General features: G+C 62.6%; 14 protein-coding genes. 2 read left to right on the top strand and 12 right to left on the bottom strand.

The genetic code is table 11. From position 1 onward, the window contains the following. Window positions 1-138 precede the first annotated feature (138 nt). Window positions 139-633: a UPF0262 family protein gene (locus T281_RS11000; protein ID WP_013418232.1), complete on the top strand. Its 495-nt coding sequence runs from the start codon at window positions 139-141 to the stop codon at window positions 631-633. 479 nt (window positions 634-1,112) lie between these two features. Here the strand turns inward: T281_RS11000 and glnA are convergent, their stop codons facing one another. Together glnA and T281_RS10990 are read right to left on the bottom strand one after the other, a co-directional pair. Further along, on the bottom strand, window positions 1,113-2,522 hold the full coding sequence (gene glnA, locus T281_RS10995; protein ID WP_013418231.1) for a type I glutamate--ammonia ligase: 1,410 nt from the start codon (window positions 2,520-2,522) through the stop codon (window positions 1,113-1,115). Window positions 2,523-2,627: 105 nt separating this feature from the next. Beyond that, complete coding sequence (locus T281_RS10990; protein ID WP_013418230.1) at window positions 2,628-2,966, bottom strand: P-II family nitrogen regulator; 339 nt, start codon at window positions 2,964-2,966, stop codon at window positions 2,628-2,630. A 377-nt stretch (window positions 2,967-3,343) separates the two neighbouring features. On the opposite strand from T281_RS10990, the gene T281_RS10985 reads away from it, so the two are divergent. Continuing rightward, a complete protein-coding gene (locus T281_RS10985) occupies window positions 3,344-4,837 on the top strand; it encodes an NAD(P)H-hydrate dehydratase (RefSeq protein ID WP_081796734.1) in 1,494 nt (497 codons plus the stop codon). A 440-nt stretch (window positions 4,838-5,277) separates the two neighbouring features. Here T281_RS10985 and T281_RS10980 read toward each other — a convergent pair whose 3' ends face one another. From T281_RS10980 to mdh, 10 genes are all read right to left on the bottom strand, one after another. Beyond that, the gene (locus T281_RS10980) at window positions 5,278-6,186 is read right to left on the bottom strand and encodes an ROK family protein (RefSeq protein WP_037238502.1); all 909 of its coding nucleotides are present in this window, start codon (window positions 6,184-6,186) and stop codon (window positions 5,278-5,280) included. 30 nt (window positions 6,187-6,216) lie between these two features. Beyond that, window positions 6,217-6,765, bottom strand: coding sequence for a hypothetical protein (locus T281_RS10975; RefSeq protein WP_037238499.1), 549 nt, complete (start codon window positions 6,763-6,765; stop codon window positions 6,217-6,219). 402 nt (window positions 6,766-7,167) lie between these two features. Next, on the bottom strand, window positions 7,168-8,577 hold the full coding sequence (lpdA, locus tag T281_RS10970; protein ID WP_037238495.1) for a dihydrolipoyl dehydrogenase: 1,410 nt from the start codon (window positions 8,575-8,577) through the stop codon (window positions 7,168-7,170). A gap of 126 nt (window positions 8,578-8,703) precedes the next feature. Then, entirely contained in the window at window positions 8,704-9,984 is a 1,281-nt protein-coding gene (odhB, locus tag T281_RS10965; RefSeq protein WP_037238511.1) for a 2-oxoglutarate dehydrogenase complex dihydrolipoyllysine-residue succinyltransferase, read from the bottom strand. Between the two features lie 273 nt (window positions 9,985-10,257). Then, entirely contained in the window at window positions 10,258-13,227 is a 2,970-nt protein-coding gene (locus tag T281_RS10960; protein WP_081796733.1) for a 2-oxoglutarate dehydrogenase E1 component, read from the bottom strand. Window positions 13,228-13,380: 153 nt separating this feature from the next. Continuing rightward, window positions 13,381-14,256 carry a succinate--CoA ligase subunit alpha gene (sucD, locus tag T281_RS10955; RefSeq protein WP_037238491.1) on the bottom strand — a complete coding sequence of 292 codons (876 nt, stop codon included), beginning with the start codon at window positions 14,254-14,256 and terminating at the stop codon, window positions 13,381-13,383. Between the two features lie 3 nt (window positions 14,257-14,259). Next, window positions 14,260-14,730, bottom strand: coding sequence for a PIN domain-containing protein (locus T281_RS10950; RefSeq protein WP_037238489.1), 471 nt, complete (start codon window positions 14,728-14,730; stop codon window positions 14,260-14,262). Beyond that, window positions 14,639-14,953, bottom strand: a complete 315-nt coding sequence (locus T281_RS18780) for a hypothetical protein (protein WP_155955213.1) — start codon at window positions 14,951-14,953, stop codon at window positions 14,639-14,641. The genes T281_RS10950 and T281_RS18780 overlap by 92 nt, the downstream gene beginning before the upstream one ends. 57 nt (window positions 14,954-15,010) lie before the next feature. Then, window positions 15,011-16,210: an ADP-forming succinate--CoA ligase subunit beta gene (gene sucC, locus T281_RS10940; protein WP_037238485.1), complete on the bottom strand. Its 1,200-nt coding sequence runs from the start codon at window positions 16,208-16,210 to the stop codon at window positions 15,011-15,013. Between the two features lie 107 nt (window positions 16,211-16,317). Then, the coding region (gene mdh / locus T281_RS10935) for a malate dehydrogenase (RefSeq protein ID WP_037238483.1) at window positions 16,318-17,177 on the bottom strand (860 nt) is incomplete at its 5' end.

Here is a 17,177-nt window from a genome sequence, read left to right as displayed (position 1 = left end):
CGTCGCTCCTGAAGCTCAGCCGGGAAAGCCTTGCCCTGCTGGCGGCTCCCACGATGACACTCGCCGAGGCGGAGGGCCTGTTCGGCCATCGCCAGTCGGTCGCGGTCAGAACAAACGGATCGGATTGAGGCGCACGCCATGCCGGAGCGAACTGAGGTAGACCCTTCGGCGCGGCTGATCGAAGTCAACATCGACGAGGCTTCGATGGGCGCGAACGCGCTCGAAGTCGAGCATGAGCGCCGGGTAGCGATCTTCGATTTGCTGGAAGAGAACGCCTTCGAGCTGATCGCCGGACCGGCGGGGCCGTACAAGCTAGACATCGCGATGATCGAGCAGAAGCTCGTCCTCGCGGTGCGGACGAACGGAGCCGCGGAAGCCGACGCAACCTTCATCCTGTCGCTGAACCCGTTCCGCAGGGTAGTTAAAGACTACTTCCTTATTTGCGAGAGCTATTTCGAGGCGATCAAGACGGCTCCGCCGAGCCGCATCGAGGCGCTCGACATGGCACGTCGCGCGCTCCATGACGATGGCAGCCAGCTCCTTCAGGAGCGGCTTGAAGGCAAGGTCCGAATGGACACGGCGACGTCGCGGCGGCTGTTCACGCTGCTCTGCGCGCTGCACTGGCGCGGCTGAAGGCGCCATCGTTGCGCCTACATCTTCGGCCTTTCGCCGCGGCCGATTCACGCGTCCCCGTGAAATCTCCGTCGACGCCACGAATAGTCCTCCCGCCCGCCAGCGCGAGCCAAGAGGACATCTGCCCGCGAGGCCGCGCCGATCAGCGGCGGCGTGCATCTGAATGGGCGAATGATCCGCCCCAAGCGGAACCGATACCGTGCCAGCTCAACCCCCGGACGAAGAGCGACGTTGTCCTCGTCGGCATTGGGTCGCTACGGGCAGTGGGAGCGATGCTCGAGAAGAGCTCTATCGGCTCCTCGCACGCGCGGGACCTTCGTGGGCAAATAACGCGGAACGCGTGGAGCCTCCGCGCCGAGCGTCTGCTTCGCCGCCCCCAAAAGACAGTGCGAACTCGAACCAACAAAAAAGGCCGGGAGCGATCCCGGCCTTCGTTTTTCTGCGTAGACAGCGATGCGAGGCACCGCGCGATCGAGCCTTTAGGCCGAGTAATACATCTCGAACTCGATCGGGTGCGGCATCATGCGGAAGCGGTCGATTTCCTCAACCTTCAGCGCGATGTACGCATCGATCTGGTCGTCCGTGAAGACGCCGCCTTCCTTGAGGAAGGTGCGGTCTGCGTCGAGCGAGTCGATGGCTTCCTGGAGCGAACCGCAAACCGTCGGGATTTCGCGGAGTTCCGCTTCCGGCAGGTCGTACAGGTTCTTGTCCATCGGCTGGCCGGGATGGATACGGTTCTTGATGCCGTCGAGGCCGGCCATCAGCATCGCGGAGAACGCGAGGTAGGGGTTCGCAGTCGGATCGGGGAAGCGGACTTCGACGCGCTTGCCCTTCGGGCTCGACACGACCGGGATACGGCACGAGGCCGAACGGTTGCGCGAGGAATAAGCGCGAAGCACCGGCGCTTCATAGCCCGGGACGAGACGCTTGTAGGAGTTCGTCGACGGGTTGGTGAACGCGTTCAGCGCCTTCGCGTGCTTCAGGATACCGCCGATGTAGAACAGGCAGGTTTCCGAAAGGTCGGCATATTCGCTACCCGCGAACACCGGCTCTGAGCCCTTCCAGATCGACTGGTGGACGTGCATGCCCGAACCGTTGTCGCCGAAGACCGGCTTCGGCATGAAGGTGGCCGTCTTGCCGTAGGACTGGGCGACGTTGTGGGTCACGTACTTGTAGATCTGCATCGCGTCTGCGGTGGTGGTCAGCGTACCGAACTTGATACCGAGTTCGTGCTGGGCGGCCGCAACTTCGTGGTGGTGCTTCTCGGTCTTGACGCCCATGGCAGCCATCGTCGAGAGCATCTCGGAGCGGATGTCCTGAGCGCTGTCGACCGGCGGAACCGGGAAGTAGCCGCCCTTCGTGCGCGGACGATGGCCGAGGTTGCCCATCTCGTACTCGGTGCCCATGTTGGAGGGCAGCTCGGACGAGTCGAGGCGATAACCGCAATTGTACGGGTCGGCCGAGAAACGAACGTCGTCGAAGATGAAGAATTCAGCTTCCGGACCGAAATAAGCCGTATCGCCGATGCCGGTCTGCTTCAGATAAGCCTCGGCCTTGCGAGCGATGCCGCGCGGGTCGCGCTCATAGCGCTCGCCGGTGGCCGGCTCAAGAATGTCGCAGAAGATCGCGAGCGTGGACTGCGCGAAGAACGGATCGAGGTGAGCCGTCTCGGGGTCCGGCATCAGCGTCATGTCGCTTTCGTTGATCGCCTTCCAGCCGGCGATCGAGGAACCGTCGAACATGATGCCTTCGGCGAAGGCATCCTCGCCCATCTCGCTCGTTTCCATGGTCACGTGCTGCAATTTGCCGCGCGGATCGGTAAAGCGGAGATCGACGAAACGAATGTCTTCGTCCTTCAGTTTCTTAACAACTTCGCTAGCGTTAGCCATGTAACTCCCTCGTCCTGTTAGCCGTGAGGTGATGTTCAGCGCGTGAGCGCCGGATGGAATGGTGTGGGTTCGGATATTATTGGTTTGATGAGGCAGGTCAGCAGGCTAAATCGCCTCAGTACCAGTTTCACCCGTGCGGATGCGGATCGCGTCTTCAACATTGAGAATAAAGATCTTTCCGTCGCCGATGCGCCCGGTTCTCGCGCTGTTCTTGATCGCTTCGCAGGCTTTTTCCACCATGTCTTCGGGAAGCACAATCTCAATTTTCACTTTGGGCAGAAAATCGACAACATATTCAGCGCCGCGATAAAGCTCCGTATGACCCTTCTGACGCCCAAAGCCCTTGGCTTCCGTCACGGTAATACCCTGCAGGCCGATTTCCTGAAGCGCCTCTTTAACTTCATCGAGTTTGAAAGGCTTTATGACCGCCTCAATTTTTTTCATGACGGATCGATTCCTCCGAACGGGGCGAAAATCACTGTCTCGCGACGCAAGCATAGCCCGTGCCAAACACCTTCACTCTTTGGCAACAAAGGTTAAGGCTCACGAAACGAAACCACTCTGCCAAAAAAGCAGACGTATTGCTCGAAAATTACGCAGAGGAGCAAAAATGTTCCGCGCGGCAATGCACCGCGCGGCGCCCCGGGGCGCCTCCCCCGGCAGGGAGCCGGTCGATCTCACGGCGAAAGTGGAAAGCCGGAGTTTACCAGCAGCGCTCGACGCGCATCGCTTTTCTTTCGCCATGTGCAAATTTTCGCTACATTCGCCGCACAAGTCCCTCTAATGGTATCGTGTAAAACCCCGCACTACGCAGGCTCGCCTTGCTTGAACTTCTGACCTCCGAAGAAATGGCCCGCGCCGAGCAACTTGCCGCCGAGGCCGGAACGTCCACGCTCACCATGATGGAGAACGCGGGCCGCGCGGTCGCGGAGGAGGTGGTGCGCCGCTATCCCCGTGGCAGCCGCGTCACGGTGCTGTGCGGACCGGGTAACAATGGCGGCGACGGGTTCGTCTGCGCGCGCTATCTGCGCGAGCGCGGCTATCAGGTGCGTCTCGCCCTCCTCGGCAAGCAGGAGGAGCTGCACCGCGATCCCAAGGAAATGGCGCGGCGCTGGGATGAGGCCATTGAGCCCTTGTCGCTCCAGTCGCTTGAAGGCGCGCAGATCATTGTCGATGCGATTTTCGGCACGGGCTTGCGCGACGACATCGGCGGCGCGGTGGCGCAGATCATCGAGGAAGTGACCGCGCGCAAGCTGCCGGTGGTCTCCGTTGACGTGCCGACCGGCATCGACGCGACGCGCGGTAACGTGCGGGGTCTCGCCTTCAAGGCGGCGGCGACGATCACCTTTTTCCGGCGTAAGACCGGGCATGTGCTGCTACCTGGCCGCCTTTATTGCGGCGACGTTCGCGCCGTCGAGATCGGCATCCCCGCGACGGTGCTGGCCGACATCGCGCCACGGACCTTCGCGAACGACCCCGATTTCTGGCTGCGTTATTATCCGAAGCTGCGCCTCGACGGACACAAATACGATCGCGGGCACGCGGTCATCGTCTCGGGCCCGATGGAGAGCACGGGCGCGGCGCGGCTTGCGGCGCGCGCGGCGCTACGCTCCGGTGCAGGCCTCGTCACCGTGGCCACGTCGAAAGCCGCCTTCTACATCAACGCCGCGCAACTCACCGCGATCATGGTCGCCCCCTTCGACGGTGCGGCTGGGCTCTCAGACTATTTGTCCGACCCTCGCATCCGCGCGACGCTGATCGGTCCCGGCGCGGGACGCGATCCCGAAGTGAAAGATCTCGTCCTGAGCGTGCTGGCAAGCGACGCGGTCGCAGTCCTCGACGCGGAGGGCATCACGGCATTCGAGGACGCGCCCGCCGAGCTTTTCGAACAGATCCGGGCACGCCCGGCGCCGACGATCATGACACCGCACGAGGGCGAATTCCTCAAGGTCTTCCCGGAGCTCGAAGACGAGGTGTCGAAGCTTGAAAGGGCGCGCCGTGCGGCTGAGCTATCCGGCGCCGTCATCATCCTGAAGGGCGCGGATACCGTGGTGGCTGCCCCTGACGGGCTGGCCGCGATCAGCGAAAACGCACCGCCATGGCTTGCCACAGCGGGCTCGGGCGACGTTCTCGCGGGCCTCGTCACCGGCCTTCTCGCGCAGGGCATGGCTGCCTTCGACGCGGCGTCGGCGGCGGTCTGGATCCACGGAGAACTCGCGACGACTTACGGACCCGGCCTCATCGCGGAGGATCTGACGGAAGTCCTTCCTGCCGTGCTGCAACGCCTCGACAAGCGCGGCAAGATTTTTTCCTGACCGCCCGCACTGGCGACGTCATCCCGCCACGTCTCGCCCGATATGCCACCGGCGGCTTGGTTTGCAGCGCGCAGCCTCGCGTCTCAAACCTGCCAGACCGTGCAACCGGGCAAACCGCAATCGGCGGCGGCTTCTCTGCACCTCCTGCGTGCGAAGGCCACGTTGCCGCATCGGAAAAGCTGAATGAAATCCGATCACAACGCTTTTGCAAAAAAACTTGCTGCGCTGTGCGCTTCCGACAAATCACCTTTTCCATCTGTAACCGGAATGCAACAAATCGCGCAAACATAGCTGCCTATGCCAAATTTCATCCGAATAGGTGATGCAACCTCCGGAACAGCGCGTTATCACTCCGGCATAATTGGTTTGTAAGCACCAATCTGTAATAACTTCACGTTTTGCAGTGATATTGCTCGGGTAACTCCGGAATTATAATGGAGTTACCCGAGTATTATTAGGCGTGCAGCGCCCCGGACGCCGCTCGAGTCGCCCCAGCGGTTCTTCAGCAGCGGTGTTGCGAAACTGTCGGAAAAGGCCCAATCGGGCAACCGGTGCGCGGCTCCGGTGATGACCGCTTCGATGTTGGAGACCCCGCCGCCAAACACGATGACGTCGGGATCGAGAATATCGACAACCGAAGCGAGCGCCTTCGCCAACCTCCGCGAATAGGTTTCGAGCGCCGCAATGGCCGCCGCTTCGCCCGCCCCTGCTCGCTCGGAAATGGTCTTCGCGGCGACGGTTTCCCCCGAAAGCGCGGCATACTGGCGCTGGAGCGCCGGACCGCTGAGGAAGGTTTCGATACAGCCGCGCTTGCCGCAATAGCAGGGCTCGCCCGGCCATTCATCCGCGTCGGGCCAGGGGAGAGCGTTGTGCCCCCACTCGCCGCCCAGCGCGTTCAGCCCCAGATGCGAGCGCCCCTCGATCACGATGCCGCCGCCGACGCCCGTGCCTATTATCACGCCGAAAACGGTGCGATAGCCCGCGCCCGCCCCATCAGCCGCCTCGGACAGCGCAAAACAGTTCGCGTCGTTTTCGACGACGCAGGGCCAAGGCAAACGCGCTTGCAGATCGCGATGCAGCGGCTTCCCGTTCAGCCATGTGGAATTGGCATTGCGAACGAGGCCGGTTGCGGGCGAAAGGCTTCCCGGGATGCCAACCCCAACGCCCGCGATGTCGGGCGGCGGCAGGCCATCGACGCAGCGCGCAACGAGCGCCGCAATCGCATCGAGCGTGACTTCGTAATCGCCGCGCGGCGTAGCCATTCGGAGGCGCGCCCGCTCCTTGCCCTCGGGCGACAAGGCAAGCGCCTCGATCTTCGTCCCCCCGAGATCCACTCCAACTCGCCACATGACAAGCCCCTACGGCAAACTCGTGTTCGCCTACCTCGCGATGCTCGCGGCCGCGATGACCTTCTTCGTATCGGCGATCGTTTCTAGCACCTGCTGCGAGCCGTTGCGCGTGCCGACAACCGTCTTGCTCGCCGGGTTATGCAGGCCGGGAATCGCGCCCGTGATGTCTGTCACCTTGTTCGCCACGAGATAGATCGTGTCGCCGTTGGGCGCCGTGAATTTGGTCAGCGGCAGTTTCTTGCTCACTTCAGCGACAAGCGCATCGAATGACGCGGCAATGAACATGCGGTTGTTACCGAAATCCACGATGGAAGAACCATTCGGCTCATCGGACGCGAACGAGCGCCTGAGCCGCCAAATGTCTGAGTAAAGCACGGTCTGCGGGCCGCCCTCGCGCAGATTGACGGTCATGCTCTCCACCCCGATTGCCTTGATCTTGCCGGGATAGCTGCGACCGAGGATGTTGGTCGGGCCACGCATCGGCTGGCCAAAGCCTTGTGCCATCGCAGAGTGCGGCATCGGCGTCGCCCCGGCGACCGCCGCCAGAGAAGCGAGCCAGAACGCGAAGCGAAGTCTCATCCGTCCCCCTCGATCCGTCCGCGCTGACGCGGCTGGAATTGCAGTTTGCTCCCGACGTCACCGGAAAACCGCTTCCCGACCGTAAAGAACCTGTCCTGAATCGTCGCTTAACGCCCGCGCCATCGCACGACGGAGCCGAACGCCAGACGGCACCTACTGCCGCACATAAGAGCGAAAAGACGATCAAAAGGTGACGCCGGCGAAAAAACGTAAACGTCCCGTCCGCAGCGTTTATCAGGCCATGAAGCTAACGCGCGCATCTGACCGCAGGCTGATCGGTCATGCCGACGCAGCACCTTACGCCCCCGAGCGCAACGGGCCGCTTCCAATGAAAGCCCGTTGAAAACCGCCTTGATGTGTTTCGCCTCCGAAACCACGCCTCGCGGGCGTCGGAGGCGTTCCTCAGACGTGGATCGCTCGCTTGCCGACCGCGAGCGCCGCTTCCTTCACCGCTTCAGGCAGTGTCGGGTGCGCATGGCAGGTGCGCGCGAGGTCTTCCGCCGAGCCGCCGAACTCCATCAAGACCGCCGCTTCCGCGATCATGTTGCCCGCGTCCGGCCCGAGGATATGCACGCCGAGCACGCGGTCCGTCTTCGCGTCCGCGAGGATCTTCACGAAACCTTCGGTCTGCCGGTTCACCTTGGCGCGACCGTTCGCGGTGAACGGGAACTTGCCGACCGTATATTCGACGCCCGCCGCCTTCAGGCTCTCCTCCGTCTTCCCGACGCTCGCGACCTCGGGATAGGTGTAGATCACGCCGGGGATGACGCCGTAATTCACGTGACCGGCCTTGCCCGCGAGGTTCTCCGCGACGGCCACGCCCTCGTCTTCCGCCTTGTGTGCAAGCATCGGCCCGCGGATCACGTCGCCGATGGCATAGATGCCGGGCACGTTCGTCTGGAAATGATCGTCGACGACGATGCGGCGCTTGTTGTCGATGGCAACGCCCGCTTCTTCGAGGCCGAGCCCTTCGGTGTAGGGCACGCGGCCGACGGCAACGAGCACGTGGCTCGCCTCGAATTCCTCCGTCGCGCCATCGCCCGCGGCCGGAGCAACCGCCACCTTGAGCGGGCCTTTGCCGTTCGCCTTTACGCCCATCACCTTCTGGCTGACGCGGAAAGCCACGCCCTGCTTTTCGAGGATGCGCTGGAAGCTTTTGACCACTTCATTATCCATCCCGGGCAGGATGCGGTCGAGGAATTCCACGACCGTAACCTTCGCGCCAAGTCTGCGCCAGACGGAGCCGAGTTCGAGGCCGATCACACCGCCGCCGATCACGACGAGATGCTCGGGAACCCGGTCAAGGTCGAGCGCGCCGGTGGAGGAAACGACGCGCTTCTCGTCGATCTCGATGCCCGGCAGCCGCACAATGTCGGAGCCGGTGGCGATGACAATGGCCTTCGACACCAGCGTCTCGACCGCGCCGTCAGCCGCCGTGACCGACACCTTGCCCGCGCCCGCAACGCGGCCCGTGCCGCGATGGGTATCGATCTTGTTCTTCTTCAGGAGATATTCGACGCCCTTGACGTTCCCGTCGATGCCCTCGGCCTTGTATTTCATCATCGCCGCGAGATCGAGTTCGGGCTTCACCTTGATGCCCATCCCCGCGAAACCGTGGCCCGCTTCCTCGTAAAGCTCGGACGCGTGCAGCAGCGCCTTCGAGGGGATACAGCCGACATTGAGGCAGGTGCCGCCGAAGGTCGGGTTCTTTTCCACGATCGCGGTCTTGAGGCCGAGCTGCGCCGCGCGGATGGCGCAGACATAGCCGCCGGGGCCGCTTCCGATAACGATAAGGTCGTACGCATCAGCCATGCGTGTCTCCAATATATCCCAGGTCGCCGGACAGGTGCCGGCCGTATGTGTGTCGCCTATTGTCCGCGCCGTCGATTCGTTTGCAGCACCAGCGCGCAGCAAGCCCCGCTCCGCGCGTTGCGGGCGCTAAAGGTCGAGAATGAGACGCTGCGGATCTTCCAGCGCATCCTTCACATGCACGAGGAACGTCACGGCTTCCTTGCCGTCGACGAGCCGGTGATCGTAGGACAGCGCGAGATACATCATCGGCCGGATCTCGATCTTGCCGTTCACGACGACCGGCCGCTCTTGAATCTTGTGCATGCCGAGGATGCCCGACTGCGGCGCATTCAGGATCGGCGTCGACATGAGCGAACCGTAAACGCCGCCGTTCGAGATGGTAAACGTGCCGCCCTGCATCTCTTCAAGGCTGAGCTTGCCGTCGCGCGCCTTCACGCCGAAGCCCGTGATCTCCTTTTCGATCTCGGCGACGGACTTGTGGTCTGCGTCGCGCACCACGGGCACGACGAGGCCGCGATCCGTACCGACCGCGATACCGATATGGTAGAAATTCTTGTAGATGATGTCGTCGCCGTCGATCTCCGCGTTGACGCTCGGAACGTCGTGCAGCGCATGCAGCACCGCCTTCACGAAGAAGCCCATGAAGCCGAGCTTCGTGCCGTGCTTCTTCTCGAAGATCGTCTTGTAGCGGTTGCGCAAATCCATGATCGTCGACATGTCCACCTCGTTGAAGGTGGTCAGCATCGCGGCGTTGTTCTGCGCTTCCTTGAGGCGGCGCGCGATAGTCTGGCGAAGCTTCGTCATACGCACGCGCTCCTCGCGCGCTTCAATTGTGCGCGGCGCGGCGGGACGGACGGCGGGAGCCGGCGACGGCGCCTTCTCGAAGAAGGAGCTCGGCGCGGCGGACGCAGAGGCTGCACCGCCCTCGATTACCGAAAGCATATCGCCCTTTGTCACACGGCCATCCTTGCCGGTGCCCGAAACGGTGGCGGGATTGATGCCCGTTTCCTCGGCGATGCGGCGCACGGACGGCGCGAGCACATCGACGTTCGGCGAGCGGGGCGAGGCGGCTTGAACAGCGCTCGGGGTTGCTACCTGAGCGGCGGAAGCGACCTGGGCCTGGGCGGGCTTTTCGGCGGGCTTGGAAGCGCCCATCGCGGCCGCGGCCGCGCCTTCCGCGATCGTGCCGAGCAGCGCGCCGACGCCAACTGTTTCGCCTTCCTTGACGAGGATTTCGGCGATAACCCCCGCCGCCGGGGCATTCACTTCGAGCGTGACCTTGTCGGTCTCAAGCTCGGCAAGAGCCTCATCCGCCTTCACGGCTTCGCCCGGTTTCTTGAACCATCGGCCAACGGTCGCTTCTGTGACTGATTCGCCAAGCGTGGGAACGACGATTTCCGTGGTCATGCATAAATCCTTCAACAGCCTCATTCCGAGGCGCATTTGCCCGCTCCGAGCCGCTTCGCGCCCGGAAGCCCCCTGAAAACCAGACCGTGACCGCCCCCGAATGAAGGCGACCGCGATCTCACATCGTCCGGCGCGACCGAGCGAGCGACACCGCTCGCAAGGATCACGCATCCGCGCCCGGCCAACACACCGCGACCGACGCTCCTGTCCTGTCTGCCGACCGAATCCGCAACCGGCTCGCCGTCCGATCGCGGATCGATCTATACGCCGAACTCAGCCCAGCACCGTCAAAGCCTCGTCGAGGAACGCGTGTAACTCCGCCGTATGCTTGCTCATCAAACCGGCGGCGGTCGACGCGCAGGCAGGCCGCCCGACATAACGGGGGCGCCGCGTTTCCGCGCCGATGTGATCGAGGACCCACTCGATGTTGCTTTCGACGAACGTCCACGCGCCCTGATTCTTCGGCTCTTCCTGACACCAGACGATTTCGGCGTTCGGGAAGCGCGACAGCTCCTGAATGAGCGCGCGCGCCGGGAAGGGATAAAGCTGCTCCAGACGCATCAGGTAGATATCGTTGGTGCCGCGACTCTCGCGCTCTTCGAACAGGTCGTAATAGACCTTGCCGGTGCAGAGCACGACGCGCTTGATGGCCTCGTCGCGGACGAGCTTGACCGTCTCGCTCTTGCCGACCTGCGCGCTGTCCCAGAGAACGCGGTGGAATGTCGTTCCCGAGCCGAACCTGTCGAGCGACGAGACCACGCGCTTGTGCCTGAGGAGCGATTTCGGCGTCATCAGGATCAGCGGCTTCCTGAAGCTGCGATGAAGCTGGCGGCGGAGGATGTGGAAGTAGTTCGCGGGCGTGGTGCAGTTCGCGACCTGCCAATTGTCCTCGGCGGAAAGCTGAAGGTAGCGTTCTAGGCGCGCGGAGGAATGCTCCGGCCCCTGCCCTTCATAGCCGTGCGGCAGCATGAGCACGAGGCCCGACATGCGGAGCCATTTACGTTCGCCGCTCGCGAGGAACTGGTCGATGACGACCTGCGCGCCGTTCGCGAAGTCCCCGAACTGCGCTTCCCATAGCACGAGCGCGTTCGGCTCCGCGAGGCTATAGCCATATTCGAAGCCGAGAACCGCCTCCTCGGACAACATCGAATTCACGATTTCGATGCGCGCCTGAGTGTCGGACAGGTGGTTCAGCGGCGTGAACTGCTCCTCGTTCTCCTGATCGGTGAGCACCGCGTGGCGCTGCGAGAAGGTGCCGCGCTCCACGTCCTGACCCGACAGGCGAACTGGGTAGCCTTCATCGAGGAGAGTGCCGAGGGCGAGCGCCTCCGCCATCGACCAGTCGATGCCCTTGCCTTCCTCGATCGTCTTGCGGCGGTTGGCGAGGAAGCGCTCGATCGTCTTGTGCGCGGTGAAGCCTTTCGGCAACTCGGTCAGCTTTTCGCCGATGCGGCGCAGCTTGTCGAGATCGACGCCGGTATTGCCGCGACGCGGGCCTTCCTCGGGCAGCGTAATCGACGACCACCGCCCATCGAGCCAGTCGGCCTTGTTCGGCCGGTAGCTTTCGGACGCGATGAACTCCTGTTCGAGCTTGTCCCAGAAGGTGGATTTCAGCTTCTCGGCCTCTTCCTCCTTCACGAGGTTCTCATCCGCGAGTCGCTTCGAGTAGATCGACACCACGCTCTGCTGCTGGCGGATCTTCTTGTACATGAGCGGCTGCGTGAAGGACGGCTCGTCGCCCTCGTTATGGCCGTGTCGCCGGTAGCAGATCATGTCGATGACGACGGGCTTGTGGAAGCGCTGACGAAATTCGGTCGCGACGCGCGCGCAGTAGACCACGGCTTCCGGATCGTCGCCGTTCACGTGGAAGATCGGCGCCTCGATCATGCGCGCGATGTCCGACGGATATGGCGATGAGCGCGAGAAGCGCGGCGCGGTGGTGAAGCCGATCTGGTTATTGATGATGAAGTGGATCGAGCCGCCGGTGCGGTGGCCCTTCAGGCCCGAGAGGCCGAAGCACTCCGCGACGACGCCCTGCCCCGCGAAGGCGGCATCGCCGTGCATCAAAAGCGGGAGAACTTCCGAGCGCGTCTTGTCGCCGAGCTGGTCCTGCTTCGCGCGCACCTTGCCGAGCACGACGGGATCTACGATTTCGAGATGCGACGGGTTCGCGGTGAGCGAGAGATGCACGGAATTGCCGTCGAACTCGCGGTCGCTTGACACGCCAAGGTGATATTTCACGTCGCCCGAGCCTTCGACGTCCTCGGGGTTGGCCGAGCCGCCCTTGAACTCGTGGAACAGCGCGCGGAAGGGCTTGCCCATCACGTTGGTGAGCACATTGAGGCGGCCGCGATGCGGCATGCCGATGACGATTTCCTTCACGCCGAGCTGGCCGCCGCGCTTGATGATCTGTTCGAGCGCGGGAATCGCTGCCTCGCCGCCTTCAAGGCCGAAGCGCTTCGTGCCGGTGTATTTCTTGTCGAGGAAACGCTCGAAGCCCTCGGCATGGACGAGCTTCGTGAGGATCGCCTTCTTGCCAAGCGCCGTGAACTCGACTTCCTTGTCAGGCCCTTCGATGCGCTCCTGAATCCAAAGCTTCTGCTCCGGCGAGGAGATGTGCATGAACTCGAACCCGATGGTGCCGCTGTAGGTGCGCTTCAGGATCTCGATGATCTGCCGCAGGGTCGCGGTTTCGAGGCCGAGAACATTATCGATGTAGATCTGGTGATCGAGGTCGGAGGCGGTGAAGCCGTAGGTCTTCGGGTCGAGTTCCGGGTGCGAGCCGGAAGGCGTGATGTGCAGCGGGTCGAGATTGCCGATGAGATGGCCGTTCACGCGATAGGCGCGGATGAGCATGATTGCGCGCACGCTTTCGCGCGTGGCCCGGAACGCCTCCTCGCGGGTGATCTCGACACCGTGCTGCTGGGCCTTCGCCTGAATGCGGCGATTGATCGGAAGGCCCTCTTCCGGCCCCCAGTCGGCGGCGAGCGCGTTCAGGATGTCGCCATCCTCGTCGCTATGTCCGTTTTTCGGCTTCCACGAAGGACCAAGAGCCTCGGCCTCGACGGTCCCGCGGCGTTCTTTCAGATCGGTGAAAAAGGCGCGCCAGTCGGCAGTAACAGACCCCGGGTTCTCCTGAAAACGCTCGTAGAGGTCTTCGATATAGGCCGCATTCGCACCGTGCAGAAACGATGTCCTCGCGAACGCTTCGTTGAGGTTTTCCCGTCTCACTTCGATCACCATCACCTAAAAGGCTTTTGAGCGGACATAGAGCAAATTTCGCGCGCAGTTGCGCAAATTTTGCTCTCACATTCTGGTTACCGAATAGGCGGTGCACCAAAAAAGAGAGGGTGCACTGCCATCGGCGAATGGCTGTCCGCCCCGCCTTTCGGCGGATCAGCCTTTGAGAACTTCGACGAGCGTGCTCCCGAGTGCGGCCGGCGAGGGGGACACGACGATACCGGCAGACTTCATCGCTTCGATCTTGTCGCCGGCTGAGCCTTTGCCGCCAGCAATAATCGCGCCAGCATGGCCCATGCGTCGGCCGGGAGGTGCTGTGACGCCTGCGATGAAGCCTACAATCGGCTTCTTGCGCGAGGATGTCCTGTAGAAATCCGCCGCTTCCTCCTCCGCTGAGCCGCCGATTTCACCGATCATAATGATCGATTGTGTCTCGTCGTCGGCGAGCAGCATTTCGAGCACATCAATATGTTCGGTTCCCTTCACAGGGTCGCCGCCGATGCCGATGCAAGTCGTCTGACCGAGCCCTGCAAGCGTCGTCTGATGAACCGCCTCATAGGTAAGCGTGCCGGAGCGCGAAACAATACCGACGCTGCCACGCTTGTGAATATGGCCGGGCATGATGCCGATCTTGCACTCGCCGGGCGTAATGACGCCGGGGCAGTTTGGGCCGATGAGCCGCGACTTCGAGCCGGAGAGCGCGCGCTTAACCTTGATCATGTCCTCGACCGGGATGCCCTCGGTGATGGTCACGATGAGCGGGATTTCCGCGTCGATGGCTTCGAGGATGGCGTCGGCCGCGAACGGAGGCGGCACGTAGATCGCGGTCGCGTTCGCGCCCGTCTTCTGGACGGCATCGAGCACGGTGTCGAAGACGGGGAGGCCGAGATGGGTGGACCCGCCTTTGCCCGGTGTCACGCCGCCGACCATCTTCGTGCCGTATGCGATTGCCTGCTCGGAGTGGAAGGTGCCCTGCGCGCCGGTAAAGCCCTGGCAGATTACCTTTGTATTTTTGTCGACGAGGATGGCCATGTTCTAATCCTTCAAGAGAAGCGACTGTTCGGTGTCGTGGAAGCCGCCCGCTGACGGCGCGGGGAGGAATGGGTTTTCGACCGTGACGGAGCCGTAAGCCTGTCCGTGGCTCAGGTTTTCCGTGTAGATTGTGGTTGCGCCGAGCGCTTCCGCCGCAGCGATGATCGCCGCGTCCCGATACGAGATGCGGTATCGGGCGGACAGCGCCACCGCCGCCTTGACGAGGGCGACATCGGTCGGGACGCATGCGAACTCCTCAAGGTTCTCGATCCATTCGAGAGCCAGAGCGGGCCGCATGTCGTAATCCGTCTTCCGGGTGGCGTTCACGTAGAACTCCTGCAGAACCTGCGCCGAAAGACCGAACTGCTCCTCTCCGATAAGTCTAATCGCTATCGTCTTTTTTGAACGGTGTGCCGGGTTCTTCGAAGCCGCGTACAGTAGAATGTTCGTGTCGAGAAAACACTCCACGGTCATACAGCGCCTCCCTGTCCCACTTCCAGTTTTCGCCAGGATCGCAAGTCGACTGTTCCGCGAGCGCGATCAGTTGCTTCCTGGCCTCCGCCGCGCGCCCATGATGACGGGCGAGCTTTCCGAGATAATCCCTTACGAGGCCGTTTACGGTTGTGTCGTTGGCGGCGGCGTATTTGCGCACCTCCGCCAGCACTTCATCCTCGACGGCCAGCGTTATGTTTTTCATGGGCGCACCTCCACATATCCTGTGTTACACAGCCTATGTGGAGGGGCCCTTGTGCGGTCAAGCTGCCTTCTTCACCTCGGCCACGATCTTCTCGGCTGCGTCCGCGAGGTTGTCCGCCGGGATCACGGAGAGACCGGAATTGCGGATGATCTCCTTGCCGAGTTCGACGTTCGTGCCTTCGAGGCGCACGACGAGCGGCACCTTGAGGCTCATCTCGCGAGCGGCGGCGATAATGCCTTCCGCGATGATGTCGCAGCGCATGATGCCGCCGAAGATGTTGACGAGGATGCCCTTCACGTTCGGGTCGGACAGGATGATCTTGAAGGCTTCCGTCACCTTCTCCTTTGTCGCGCCGCCGCCGACGTCGAGGAAGTTGGCGGGCTCCGAGCCATAGAGCTTGATGATGTCCATTGTCGCCATGGCGAGTCCGGCGCCGTTCACGAGGCAGCCGATGCTGCCGTCGAGCTTCACGTAGGACAGGTCGTAGCGGGACGCGAGCACTTCCGCCGGGTCTTCCTCTTCAAGGTCGCGGAGCGCCACGATCTCGGGATGACGGTAGAGCGCATTGCTGTCGAAGTTCAGCTTCGCGTCGAGACAGACGAGATCGCCCTTCTCGGTCACGATCAGCGGATTGATTTCGAGCTGGCTCATGTCCTTCTCGACGAAAGCCTTGTAGAGGCTGCCGATCATCTTCACGCACTGCTTGACCTGATCGCCTTCGAGGCCGAGTTCGAAGGCCACCTTGCGGCCATGGAACTGCGAATAGCCCGACGCCGGATCGATGGAGAAGGTGAGGATCTTCTCGGGGGCGTCGTGCGCCACTTCCTCGATGTCCATGCCGCCCTCGGTCGAGGCGATCACGGCCACGCGGCTCGTCGCGCGGTCCACGAGGAAAGAGAGATAGAGTTCGCGCTTGATCGCCGCGCCCTCTTCGATGAGGAGGCGCTTCACGACGCGGCCTTCCGGGCCGGTCTGCACGGTCACGAGCGTGCGGCCGAGCATCTCGTCCGCGAAGGTGCGGACATCGTCGAACGACTTGGCGATGCGAACGCCGCCCTTCTCGCCCGCTTCCGGCTCCTTGAACGAGCCCTTGCCGCGACCGCCGGCATGGATCTGCGCCTTCACGACGCTGATGGGGCCGCCGAGTTCCTTCGCAATTGCGAAGGCCTCTTCCGGTGTGAAGGCGGCATGGCCCTTCGGCACAGGTACGCCGTATTCTTTCAGAATGGCTTTCGCCTGATATTCGTGAACGTTCATGAGGCACTCTCGAATGTGTGGGAGTGGGTGGCGGCATTGTGCGCCGCAAAAAGTCCGGGTTACACAGCCGCAAAAGAAAGCCGCCTGCAAGGCGGCTTTCGTCTAGGTCAAGCGGGTTGAGCGAGGCCCGGCGCGATGCGGACGCAAGCTTCGACGAGGTTCTTCACAGCCTCGACGGAGCGGTTGAAATCGAGGCGCTCGTGCGTGTTGAGATCGATCTCGATCACGCGTTCCATGCCCTTCGCGCCGATCACGGTCGGCACGCCGATATAAAGCCCCTTCACGCCATATTCGCCGGTGAGATAGGCGGCGCAAGGCAGGACGCGCTTCTTGTCCTTGAGGTAGGATTCGGCCATCTCGATCGCGGAAGCGGCGGGCGCGTAATAGGCCGAGCCGGTCTTGAGCAGCTTCACGACTTCGGCGCCGCCATCGCGCGTGCGCTGAACGATCTCGTTCAGGCGCTCATGCGTGATCCAGTTCATCTTGATGAGGTCGGGGAGCGGGATGCCCGCAACCGTTGTGTAACGCGTGAGCGGAACCATGGTGTCACCGTGGCCGCCGAGCACGAAGGCCGTCACGTCTTCGACCGACACGTCGAACTCGCGCGCGAGGAAGTAGCGGAAGCGCGAGCCGTCGAGCACGCCAGCCATGCCGACGACCTGGTTCTTTGGCATGCCGGTCACCCGCTGAAGCGCCCAGACCATGGCGTCGAGCGGGTTCGTGATACAGATGACGAAAGCGTCGGGCGCATACTTCTTGATGCCCGCGCCGACCTGTTCCATCACCTTGAGGTTGATTTCGAGGAGGTCGTCGCGGCTCATGCCGGGCTTGCGTGGCACGCCTGCGGTCACGATGATCACGTCCGCGCCCTTGATGTCGGCGTAGTCGTTGACGCCCTGGAAGCCGACGTTGAAGCCATCGACCGGCGCGGATTCGGCGAGGTCAAGCGCCTTGCCCTGGGGCAAGC

It is taken from the genome of Rhodomicrobium udaipurense JA643, from assembly GCF_000636015.1.
GTDB lineage: Bacteria > Pseudomonadota > Alphaproteobacteria > Rhizobiales > Rhodomicrobiaceae > Rhodomicrobium > Rhodomicrobium udaipurense.
The sequence above is the reverse complement of the archived record's forward strand: the minus strand, read 5'-3'. Positions and strand labels throughout refer to the sequence as shown.

What these genes read in the sequence shown, in the direction of transcription:
- T281_RS11000 (WP_013418232.1), top strand. Translation starts at nt 139, where the DNA reads ATGCCGGAGCGAACTGAGGTAGACCCTTCGGCGCGGCTGATCGAAGTC.
- glnA (WP_013418231.1), bottom strand. Translation starts at nt 2,522, where the DNA reads ATGGCTAACGCTAGCGAAGTTGTTAAGAAACTGAAGGACGAAGACATT.
- T281_RS10990 (WP_013418230.1), bottom strand. Translation starts at nt 2,966, where the DNA reads ATGAAAAAAATTGAGGCGGTCATAAAGCCTTTCAAACTCGATGAAGTT.
- T281_RS10980 (WP_037238502.1), bottom strand. Translation starts at nt 6,186, where the DNA reads ATGTGGCGAGTTGGAGTGGATCTCGGGGGGACGAAGATCGAGGCGCTT.
- T281_RS10975 (WP_037238499.1), bottom strand. Translation starts at nt 6,765, where the DNA reads ATGAGACTTCGCTTCGCGTTCTGGCTCGCTTCTCTGGCGGCGGTCGCC.
- lpdA (WP_037238495.1), bottom strand. Translation starts at nt 8,577, where the DNA reads ATGGCTGATGCGTACGACCTTATCGTTATCGGAAGCGGCCCCGGCGGC.
- odhB (WP_037238511.1), bottom strand. Translation starts at nt 9,984, where the DNA reads ATGACCACGGAAATCGTCGTTCCCACGCTTGGCGAATCAGTCACAGAA.
- T281_RS10960 (WP_081796733.1), bottom strand. Translation starts at nt 13,227, where the DNA reads ATGGTGATCGAAGTGAGACGGGAAAACCTCAACGAAGCGTTCGCGAGG.
- sucD (WP_037238491.1), bottom strand. Translation starts at nt 14,256, where the DNA reads ATGGCCATCCTCGTCGACAAAAATACAAAGGTAATCTGCCAGGGCTTT.
- T281_RS10950 (WP_037238489.1), bottom strand. Translation starts at nt 14,730, where the DNA reads ATGACCGTGGAGTGTTTTCTCGACACGAACATTCTACTGTACGCGGCT.
- T281_RS18780 (WP_155955213.1), bottom strand. Translation starts at nt 14,953, where the DNA reads ATGAAAAACATAACGCTGGCCGTCGAGGATGAAGTGCTGGCGGAGGTG.
- sucC (WP_037238485.1), bottom strand. Translation starts at nt 16,210, where the DNA reads ATGAACGTTCACGAATATCAGGCGAAAGCCATTCTGAAAGAATACGGC.